Below are 10889 nucleotides of genomic sequence, written 5' to 3' on the forward strand. Positions count from 1 at the left end.
GACGCCATCCCGATCTACATTCCGTTTATGTCCTTTGAACTTTTTACTGAGAATCAGTGCTCGTTTAACGGACCACCAACCGAGTTACTTTTGTCAGCCTCGGTGGAAGCTTCAGAAGTATCGGTCTTATCCGTTTCGTCGGTTGAACTGTTGCCACCGGAGCCGAAGTTGTTGTCTTCCCAGTCTTTAGGTGGGCGCACCTTGCGGCGAGCCATCAGGTCGTCCACCTGTTCCGCATCTAAGGTTTCGTATTCCATTAAGGCATCTTTCATTGCCTCGAGAATATCGCGGTTTTCCTCCAGCAACTTACTAGCACGCTCGTAGCAGCTATCAATGATACGGCGAACTTCCTCATCGATATCATTAGAGGTCTTGCCGGAAACCGGGTTACCTTGCCCCGGCTGACCACTCTCATCTTCCCCATAGTGTAAGGGGCCTAGCTTTTCAGAAAGTCCCCATTTGGTCACCATACTACGTGCCAGGTCGGTAGCACGCTCGATATCGTTGGACGCACCAGTTGTCACACCATCTATACCCAGGGTCATCTCTTCGGCAATACGACCACCAAACAGTGAACACAACTGGGATTCAATCGCACGTTTGGAAAGGCTGTACTTATCCTCTTCCGGCAAGAACTGGGTGACCCCCAGTGCACGGCCGCGAGGGATGATGGTGACCTTGTGCACCGGGTCATGCTCAGGCACCAGGCGGCCAATAATCGCGTGGCCAGCCTCGTGATAAGCGGTATTCACCTTCTCCTTCTCATTCATCACCATGGACTTGCGCTCGGCACCCATCATGATCTTGTCACGGGCGCGTTCAAACTCTTCCATGGTCACCGTACGTTTGTTGGCACGCGCAGCAAACAATGCGGCTTCATTGACCAGGTTGGCCAAATCGGCACCGGAGAAACCTGGCGTGCCACGAGCAATAGTCTGGGCATTAACCTTGTCATCCAGCGGGACCTTGCGCATATGCACTGTCAGAATCTGCTCGCGCCCACGGATATCCGGCAGGCCGACAAACACCTGACGGTCGAAGCGACCCGGGCGTAGTAAGGCGTGATCGAGCACATCCGGGCGGTTAGTGGCGGCAATCACGATCACCCCTTCACTGCCTTCAAAGCCATCCATCTCTACCAGTAGCTGGTTGAGGGTCTGTTCACGCTCGTCGTGACCACCGCCAACACCGGCACCACGATGACGACCTACGGCATCGATCTCATCAATAAAGATAATGCAGGGAGCTTGTTTCTTGGCCTGATCGAACATGTCACGCACGCGGGAAGCACCCACGCCGACAAACATCTCTACGAAGTCGGAACCTGAAATAGAGAAGAAAGGTACCTTTGCCTCACCCGCAATGGCCTTAGCCAGCAGGGTCTTACCGGTTCCGGGAGGACCACACATCAGCACACCGCGGGGGATATTACCACCCAGGCGCTGGAACTTGGTGGGATCTCGTAGGAACTCTACCAGCTCCTGTACCTCTTCCTTCGCTTCATCCACACCGGCCACATCGGCGAAAGTGGTTTTGATTTGGTCTTCACCCAGCAGGCGCGCCTTGCTCTTGCCAAAGGCCATGGGCCCGGAGCGACCACCAGCACCACCCTGCATCTGGCGCATGAAGAACATAAAGACGGCAATAATAATGAGGATCGGGAAGCTCGCTACCAGCAACTGCTGCCAGATACTGGGGGACTCAGGTTCACGGCCAACGAACTGGGTATTACTGCGCACCAGCTCATTAGTGAGCTCATCGTCAATAATCTGTGGCTGGATAGTCTTGAAGCGACTGCCATCGGCTTTTTCGCCAGTGATCACCAGACCATCCACAACGACGCTTTTCACCTGTCCCGACTGCACATCCTGAACAAAGTCGGAATAGCTGAGAGCCTCATCCCGTGTCTGCGGCTTAAAGTTCTGAAACACCATCAGCAGCACTGCCGCGATGATCAACCACAGTACCAGGTTCTTTGCCATATCATTCAAAGGGATAGCCCTCTCGCTTTCGCACTCAAAATCCGTTCATTTTGCTGTGCCGATCCTATCTATACCCATCAAATCAGTATAGGTGTAGGAGACAACAGCCCTGCCGCCTTATGGAATAATGCTTATACCATATCCAGCCGACAGACTAGAAATACGCCGCGGCGCTTAACCGCCCTTAAAGCCCCTGGCCACCAGGTAGACTTCGCGAGAGCGAGGCCTGGATGCGCCAGGCTTACGAGTCACAACACTGTTGTAACTCGCGCGCAAGTCGCGGATCAGCTCGTCGAACCCTTCGCCCTGGAAGACTTTGGCCACAAAGGCACCGCCGGGCTTTAAAACCTGCCGGGCCATGTCTACCGCCAGCTCTACCAAATACATGGAGGCGGGCTGATCAACATCGCGTATCCCACTCATATTGGGGGCCATATCGGAAATCACAAGGTCTGCCATCTCATCGCCAAGATGTTGCAACAACTCATTAAGCACTGACTCCTCAGTGAAGTCACCTTGCACAAAGTCCACACCGGCCAGGGGGTCCATCGGCAAGATATCTGACGCCAAAACCCGGCCTTTGTGCCCTACCAGCTCCATCGCCACCTGAGACCAGCCTCCCGGTGCTGCGCCCAGATCGACCACGGTCATGCCCGGTTTGAACAGACGGTCCTTATCCTGCAGCTCCTGCAGCTTATAGCTGGCACGGGAGCGATAGCCCTCTTTTTGGGACTGTTTGACGTAATGGTCATTAAAATGTTCACGCAGCCAGCGGTGGCTGCTCTTAGATCGGCCCATCGGGTACAATGCCTACAATCACTACAGCTTAATTGTAAGAGCGACCATTGGTCGCGATCGAACACGCCGAACAACTAATGAGTGTTGGCTACGATCACGGCTAACTTGCCGCTCCCATATCGATATCCACAAAGTGGTAATGGAGTATTGTATGCCTTTAACCGCCGACCGCAAAAAAGCACTTCGCTCACTCGGTCACAATCTCAAACCTGTCGTGACCGTAGCGGGCAATGGGCTCAGCGAGGGCGTGATGGAAGAACTGGAGCGTGCACTGGAAGATCACGAGCTGATCAAGGTCAAACTGATGATCGCCGACCGTGAAGTCCGCCACCAGGTTGTGGGGGAGCTCTGTGAGAAATCCTCCTCGGAGCTAATCCAGGAGATCGGCAAGATTGCTTTGATTTATCGGGCAGCGCAGAAGCCGGATGTGCGCAAGTCCAACTTGCTGCGTTGAAGACATGACAAGAAGCGGCCTTAGCCGCTTCTTGTCAACTCCGTCAGCCGTCTGTATCAGCAGCAAACTTACATGACACAGGTAGTTCCCAAGACTCACCACTAGACAATCTAGTGAGCCAACACCTCTTCCCATCAGTAAGCAGCTGGAACTTGATTGGCTTCGCCATATTTCGGCCAATTAATGCCATATGCTGCCGATCACTCTCTACTACCAAAAGACTCTTTTCCAAAAATACATCAGGGCCTAGAGTAATTTTAATTCCACCCATAGCTTCTGATACCAAGGCTCGAATCTTCTCTCTAACTTCCGGACTAGTATCTTCTAGCAGCGCCGGCTGGGCACTTTGAATATTTGACTGAGAGGCACAGCCAAGACATATCAATGCGAGACAACAGAAACCTATCAGGGCTGCAGTTTTCATTCTATCTCACCATTATTCGATTACTGCGAGAAATTTCCTTTGGTACTTGAGCATTCGATAATGGAATACGTGTATTGACCCCAGACTCAGAAAATGCACTCACGGCGATTTCTCCACAATCCCCAGTTTCAATATAGTTAAGAGCCGCAGCAAAACGCGCCTCGTTAACATCGCCCAGTAGATGATTAAAATCATCGCCGATGTTACAACCTGGCAAATCAGCTTCTGTGCCGTAGGTGCCATTTGGTACAAAGCCATCAGAATAATCGCCAAATCCTTTGGCATTTACACCAGAAAACTGAATTGTGAAATAAGTAGTACCGCAATTATCCAGTGGATAAAAACCATAGGGCTTACCACAAGTTGTTTCACCAATCTGAATAACCTCTATATCTATTCCACGTAAACCATTAATAATGGCTTCACTGGCCGAGCAAGTATTTTCACTGGTCAAAACAAATACGCGTGGAAGATTTAGTGTAGGTAGAGAATCTCCTTTTAAAGACTCATCTATAAGCCCGAGAGCTGAAGTATGAAATGGAGTTGGGTCAATTGGCTCACCCGTGATTGGATTTGTTTCTGGGTGTTTGTCATTGAACTCAGCTCGTTCGAAGGGCTGGCCAAATGTAGCTGCACCAGCAATCATGTAGGCCAACTCCGCAGCGATATCCAAATAGCCACCGCCGTTGTAGCGCAAATCCAGCACCAAATCTTCAACTGCAGCAGATTTCAGCTGGGTAACCGCATTAATTAGTTCCGCCTCAGCTGTTGCAATATGATCATTGAAGAGCATATAGCCTACATTACGACCAGAGTCTGTCACCTCAGTTTTTACATACTGAACAGGGTCAGATTTCACTGCCGAGGCAACAAGAGTAACTTTTTCAATGGTAGATGAGCCAAATGGCCTAATTTCAAAGGTGTGGGATTCACCTTCATTCTCAGGCCACATGCCATAGTTTAAAGTGTCTACATCTTCGCCATTGGCCAAGTCGACACCATCCACGCTGATTACCTCAGCACCTCTGGTAATAACACCCGGCAGATTTCCTCCATCTTCTTCATCCAGATAGGCAACTACCGCTTTTCGCGGCGGCTTACTCGACAGAAGCGCCCATTGCAGGCCATAGCCAACGTATACTCCAGACTCAGTTTGCGAAAGCCACTTATTAGTAGGGACTGTGTAGTGAAAACGGTCCTTATCCTGACCGGAAGGTGTTTTCACAAAGGTTTTCAGCTCATCAAAATAAGCCAATGAGTCATCAAAGCTTGCCGGATTCTTATCTGTGATCTCATCGTACCAAAGATAGATTTCATTACTCATTGAGCGAAGCCAGTTGTTCTCATCTTCTCGCGTCCCTAGCTGATCGATATATTCATAACCGGTCGCTGGGTCAGTACCAGTTCTTGGAGAGACACACCTACCCATAAAAGTTGAGGATAAAAGGAAATTATTCTCTACCCAATTACCTCCGACCGGAGTGGGGGTATCGGCATCACCTGAATCGCTACCCGCATTCGCACCTCCCGATTCATTATTGTTATTGCTCCCTCCAGTACCACAAGCAACAAGACTAAGTGCTCCAAATGCAATCAATCCTCGAAGGACAAGCTCACGAAAATGGGTCCCCATCCCCCAACTCCTTTAAATTTTGTTAAAAATTGTAAAGGCCGGGAGATTATCACTATTGACAAAGGCAAGCGATAGTCAATTAAGCTTGAAAAGAATTATGCCTACCGAAAAACAAACGGGCCTGGAGTGTTTAATGCCAATCTGGCACCAACGACCCAAGCCCGAACGAAGCTACCTGACAATTCATTGCCAGGTATTGTTTAATCAGTCGCACACTTTACCAAGTACACCCTGCAAACTATCTTTGGCATCGCCAAATAGCATACGCGCGTTCTCCTTATAGAAAAGGGGATTTGCCACACCGGCATAACCGGAAGCCATGGAACGTTTAAGCACCACTACTCTACGCGCTTTCCAAACCTCCAATACTGGCATTCCGGCAATTGGCGAGCCCGGCTTTTCTACGGCATCGGGGTTAACCGTGTCATTGGCTCCGATCACCAGTACCAGGTCTGTACTGGGAAAGTCGGGATTGATTTCATCCATCTCCAGAACAATGTCGTAAGGCACATTGGCTTCGGCTAACAAGACATTCATATGGCCTGGCAGCCGTCCCGCAACAGGATGGATACCAAAACGCACCGTTTTACCCATGCCGCGCAGGCGATCGGTCAAGTCACTGACCGCTTGTTGGGCATGGGCAACAGCCATTCCGAATCCAGGCACAATGATAATACTATCCGCAGCCTTGAGATCATCGGCCAGCTCCTGCTGGTCAATAGCAATAGCCTCACCATCAACCTCCTCATCGGAGACTTCCCCACCGTCGGAGCCGAAACCACCGAGAATCACGCTGATAAAAGAGCGGTTCATGCCACGACACATGATATAGCTAAGGATCGCACCAGAAGAACCGACCAGTGCACCCACGACAATAAGCAGATCGTTACCCAGCATAAACCCGGTTGCCGCCGCGGCCCATCCTGAGTAGCTATTCAGCATTGAGATAACCACCGGCATATCGGCACCGCCAATTGCAGCCACCAGGTGAATGCCGAGCAATAACGCAATAGCTGTCATTACTAACAAATTGAGAACCGTGGCCGCATTTACTTGCGCAGGCACAAAGAGCACACCCAATACAATACAAGCCAAAATAGCAATCAGGTTGAGCCAGTGGCGGGCCGGCAACATCAGCGGCTTACCAGAAACCAGTCCCTGCAACTTACAGAAAGCGACTAAGGAACCCGTTAACGTAATGGCCCCAATAAAAACGCCGAGATAAATTTCGGTGCTGTGCACAATATGCGCTGAGCCATGCAAACTCACTCGGGGATCGAGAAATCCGCCCCAGCCAATGAGTACTGCAGCCAAGCCCACGAAGCTATGCAGCAGTGCCACCATTTGAGGCATCTGGGTCATAGCCACGCGTTTCGCCAGGGATAGGCCTATTACAGCGCCTACCACCATGGCAATGATGACCATCCAATAGGCACCGGAGGTAATACCGGCAATGGTAGCAATTATGGCAACCGCCATACCGACCATGCCGTAGATATTTCCACGTCGCGCAGTTTCATGGCTGGACAAACCGCCCAGACTCAAAATAAACATTACTGCGGAAAAAAGATAAGCCATTGCAATCATACCGTTCATTACTTATCTCCTTCCTTACCGGCGAAACATTTTCAGCATTCGGTAAGTAACAAAAAAACCACCGAATATATTAATACTGGCTACTAGAACTCCCACAAAGGCGAGCAGGGTAACAAGCCCCGAGCCAGTAGCCCCCAACTGCAACAGCGCCCCAACGACCACAATCCCGGAAATGGCATTCGTAACACTCATTAAGGGTGTATGCAGGGCATGGGTGACATTCCAAATCACCTGCCAACCAATGAAGATGGCCAATACAAAAACCGTAAAGTGAGAAACAAAATCTGGCGGAGCCACTCGACCTAGCCACAAAAGTAAAACTGCAGCGATTGCCCAGAAAACAAAAATTGACAGCGGCGACTTGCGCTTATCTATCTTTTCTTCAACTTTAACCCTGGCTTCTTCAGCCGTTTTAGGTGATTTCTTAGGCTGAGCAGAAACTTTGGGAGCGGGGGGTGGCCAGGTAACTTCTCCAGACTTCACCACAGTCGCCCCACGAATAACTTCATCGTCAAAATTCAGGTCTATTTCACCGTCCTTTTCTGGAGTGAGCTCGCTGAGCAAATGAGCAAGATTGGTAGAGTACAATCTTGAAGACTGTGTGGCCGCACGACTGGGTAAATTGGTATAGCCGATGATTGTCACATCACTGTGCACAGTTTTTTGGTGGGGCACGGTGTAATCACAATTACCACCCATTTCCGCCGCCAGGTCTACCACCACAGAGCCCGGCGCCATACTGTCGACCATATCGGCAAGCCAAAGTTTTGGCGCAGGCTTACCGGGTATAAGTGCCGTAGTAATAACAATATCGACTTCCTTGGCCTGCTCACGGAACAGAGCCATTTCAGCATCAATAAATTCCTGGGACATTTCCTTGGCATAACCGCCAGAACCGGAACCCTCTTCCTCTACCTCTACAGTGAGGAACTCAGCGCCCATGGATTCAACCTGTTCCCGCACCTCGGCACGGGTATCGAATGCCCGCACAATGGCACCCATACTTTTGGCTGTACCTATCGCCGAGAGCCCGGCGACACCGGCTCCGATAACGAGTACTTTGGCTGGTGGAATTTTTCCTGCCGCGGTGATCTGCCCAGTAAAAAATCGGCCAAAATTATGTGCGGCTTCGATAACGGCGCGATAGCCAGCAATATTAGCCATGGAGCTGAGCGCATCCATTTTTTGGGCACGGGAAATCCTGGGGATGGATTCAACTGCAAGCGCGTTAATATTGTTTTCAGCAAACTTTTGCAGGAGCTCGGCATTTTGTGCCGGTTTTAAAAAGGCGATCAGCGTTGCTCCTTTAGGAATCAATGCCAACTCTTCATCCGTGGGTGACTGTACTTTTAGAACAACATCCGCCCCCTTAAAGCAAGTCGCCATGTCTTCACGAATCTCAGCTCCAGCTTGCCGATAAGAATCATCATTGAAACTAGCCCTGTCACCAGCACCTGCCTGCACAACAACAGAAAAACCCAAATCAAGTAAACGTTTAACGCTATCTGGAGTTGCCGCAACACGCGCCTCCCCCTCTGCAGTCTCTCTAGGTATGGCTATTATCACCGCCGTGCCCCTCATAGTTAATATTATGAATTTACAACTACATCTACCTCAAAAAGGTCTGGGTTGCCCAATTTATAAACAGCCCGAGTGTAAACGCCGAAAAGAGGGATTGAAAGGGAAGACACCTAATAGCCACAATTGGTGAAATTTATAAGGCTAACAATCCTGTTTCAAATGAAACCACAATTCACGTACGTCGAACGGTTACAACAGCAACAGGAAATCGCTAAAAAAATGGAGAGAATCTCATTTAGCCGCAGACTATTGGATACCCAACACCAAAGTTTAAAGATTAATGTTTCTCAATATTAAAATTCTTACTCTTACCTCACTTTCCTTATCTAAATAGACCTCGCAGTGAGATTTCCATAACAAAAAGTGACACAAAAATAGGACCATCAAACTTTAACAATCAAAATTTAATGTGAAATATTTTTCCCATAGGGCCCCAAAGTTTTTTCGAAATAGAATTTCTACAGGATTTTCTACTAATCAATAACTCAAAGCCTCTATAAATTTCGCACTTGTACTAAAGATCCAATAGTCGCAAAATGGCGCGGCAAGAAACAATTTGGAACTCTCGCACACTTCATGGAACTAGAAGAATTTATTTTATTTGATCCCTATCGCACTTTTGGCACAAATTTTGATTAACTCTTGATAAATAGTATCAAGCCCTTGAACGAGTGCCATATCAAGCCGTGTCAAACATTAGCCCCGCAATCATGTTGGTTGACGACAACCATGAGCGTGCTCATTCGGTCCGTGAGCGTTTACAAGCTGCCGGATACACAATTGTTGCGCAAATAAGTAGCGCAGAAGGGCTTCTTTTCCAAGTGGAAAAGTATCGACCCGACATTGTACTAATCGATATCGAATCTCCCGATAGAGATATTTTAGAGAGTCTCGCTGTAGTTAATCGCGAAGCCCCCACACCGGTCGCTATGTTCTCCAGTCACAATAGAGCGGACTTTATTAGTCGCGCGGTTGAGTCTGGAGTGAGTGCTTATATGGCCGAAGGGATGACACCGGAGCGCGTTGCACCGGCGATAGAAATTGCCATGGCTCAGTTCAAGAGCTTCCAGCAACTGCGCCAATCTCTTGAGAGGACCCAACAGCAACTCAGCGACAGAAAAACCATTGAGCGAGCCAAGGGACTATTAATGGCAAAGAAAAATCTCACAGAGAAAGATGCCCACAAGATTTTGCGCAATCTTGCTATGAGTAGTAATGCAACCATGTGCGCAGTAGCCGAGCAACTTATCCACTATTTCCAAAGCGAGCATTGAATCACCGATGTCTTCTTTACTATGCCCGGAAAAAAAATTGATCAAACTGCTGTATCTGCGACTCACCGACAGTGCCCCTCTAATAGTCGCTCAGGAGAAAGGGTACTTTCACCGATTTGGTCTAGAAGTGCAGCTGCAAAGGGAGACTTCCTGGGCAACCCTGCGTGACAAATTGATTGCTCGCAAGGCCGACGCAGCAGCCATGCTGGCCCCAATGCCATTAACCTTGTCGCAAGCCTTGCCTGGCTGCAAAGAACGCTTCATCAGTGGTTTGATACTCAGCTGCAATGGCAACGCTATAACTCTTTCGGAAGACCTCTATCAACGCCTGCAACACTACACATCCCAAGAAACTCAACTCGATATTGCCTCAGCGTTAAAAGCTTACCTGCAAAAGAATACGGGGACTGCACCAATAAGACTCGCTACGGTGTATCCATTCTCCAGTCACACCTTACAATTGCGTCATTGGTTACAGGCTGCAGGTATCAACCCCGATCAGGATTTACAACTTATTGCGCTTCCCCCCGAGCAAATGCTAGAGAACCTCCACAGAGGAGTGATTGATGGTTATTGCGTTGGAGAGCCATGGAATAGCCTCGCGGCCTACAAAGGAACCGGTGTAATAGCCACCGCCTGCAATACCCTACTACCAGCAATGCCGGAAAAGGTATTGGCAGTCACTCAAAGTTGGCATGAAGCCAATCCAGCCAGTCATTTGGCGCTCCGCGCCGCATTGCTAAAGGCTTGCTCATGGTTGTCCGCCCGGGAAAACCGCCACGAAGCAGCTGGAATACTCTCGCAAAGGCATTATCTGGATTTACCAAAATCAGTATTACAAGGTTCCCTCAATGACCAAATTCTCTACCGTCGGAACACTGACATCATAGCTAATCCGGGCTGGCATTTGTTCGCTCATACGGATAATGACAACGGTCACCCCAATGAAGCAAAAGCCCAGCAATTGATAGAAATGTGCAACGACTTTAGCGAGACCGACTCAGCGAACAATCAGAACTTTAGATCGGACCTCTACCATCAGACTTTGGATTATCTCTGCACAAAAAAATAATGGCACATTAATTGAATGGAAATATATCGATGGTGCAATGTCCTGCCGCATGGCGCATACGCACAGTCAATCCCT

General features: G+C 49.2%; 9 protein-coding genes. 3 read left to right on the forward strand and 6 right to left on the reverse strand.

All coding sequences use genetic code 11. The annotated features are described in order from the left end of the window. Positions 1-53: 53 nt before the first annotated feature. Complete coding sequence (ftsH, locus tag ACJJID_RS13580) at positions 54-1982, reverse strand: ATP-dependent zinc metalloprotease FtsH (RefSeq protein WP_444922635.1); 1929 nt, start codon at positions 1980-1982, stop codon at positions 54-56. Between the two features lie 174 nt (positions 1983-2156). After that, entirely contained in the window at positions 2157-2780 is a 624-nt protein-coding gene (gene rlmE, locus ACJJID_RS13585) for a 23S rRNA (uridine(2552)-2'-O)-methyltransferase RlmE (protein WP_444919941.1), read from the reverse strand. 151 nt (positions 2781-2931) lie between these two features. Here rlmE and yhbY point away from each other — a divergent pair, with 151 nt between their 5' ends. Beyond that, positions 2932-3234 carry a ribosome assembly RNA-binding protein YhbY gene (yhbY, locus tag ACJJID_RS13590; RefSeq protein WP_152454773.1) on the forward strand — a complete coding sequence of 101 codons (303 nt, stop codon included), beginning with the start codon at positions 2932-2934 and terminating at the stop codon, positions 3232-3234. A gap of 43 nt (positions 3235-3277) precedes the next feature. Here the strand turns inward: yhbY and ACJJID_RS13595 are convergent, their stop codons facing one another. The 4 genes from ACJJID_RS13595 to ACJJID_RS13610 form a co-directional block, all read right to left on the reverse strand. Then, complete coding sequence (locus ACJJID_RS13595) at positions 3278-3658, reverse strand: hypothetical protein (protein ID WP_152454774.1); 381 nt, start codon at positions 3656-3658, stop codon at positions 3278-3280. A 1-nt stretch (position 3659) separates the two neighbouring features. Beyond that, on the reverse strand, positions 3660-5291 hold the full coding sequence (locus ACJJID_RS13600; protein ID WP_444919942.1) for a S41 family peptidase: 1632 nt from the start codon (positions 5289-5291) through the stop codon (positions 3660-3662). A 204-nt stretch (positions 5292-5495) separates the two neighbouring features. Beyond that, positions 5496-6887, reverse strand: a complete 1392-nt coding sequence (pntB, locus tag ACJJID_RS13605; protein ID WP_444919943.1) for a Re/Si-specific NAD(P)(+) transhydrogenase subunit beta — start codon at positions 6885-6887, stop codon at positions 5496-5498. Positions 6888-6902: 15 nt separating this feature from the next. Continuing rightward, positions 6903-8453, reverse strand: a complete 1551-nt coding sequence (locus ACJJID_RS13610) for a Re/Si-specific NAD(P)(+) transhydrogenase subunit alpha (RefSeq protein ID WP_444919944.1) — start codon at positions 8451-8453, stop codon at positions 6903-6905. A 701-nt stretch (positions 8454-9154) separates the two neighbouring features. Between ACJJID_RS13610 and ACJJID_RS13615 the strand changes: the two genes are divergently transcribed. Together ACJJID_RS13615 and ACJJID_RS13620 are read left to right on the forward strand one after the other, a co-directional pair. Continuing rightward, entirely contained in the window at positions 9155-9742 is a 588-nt protein-coding gene (locus tag ACJJID_RS13615; protein WP_444919945.1) for an ANTAR domain-containing response regulator, read from the forward strand. Positions 9743-9779: 37 nt separating this feature from the next. Beyond that, complete coding sequence (locus ACJJID_RS13620) at positions 9780-10814, forward strand: CmpA/NrtA family ABC transporter substrate-binding protein (protein WP_444919946.1); 1035 nt, start codon at positions 9780-9782, stop codon at positions 10812-10814. The last annotated feature ends 75 nt before the right edge of the window (positions 10815-10889 follow it).

The sequence above is a fragment of the Microbulbifer sp. CnH-101-G genome, from assembly GCF_052466775.1.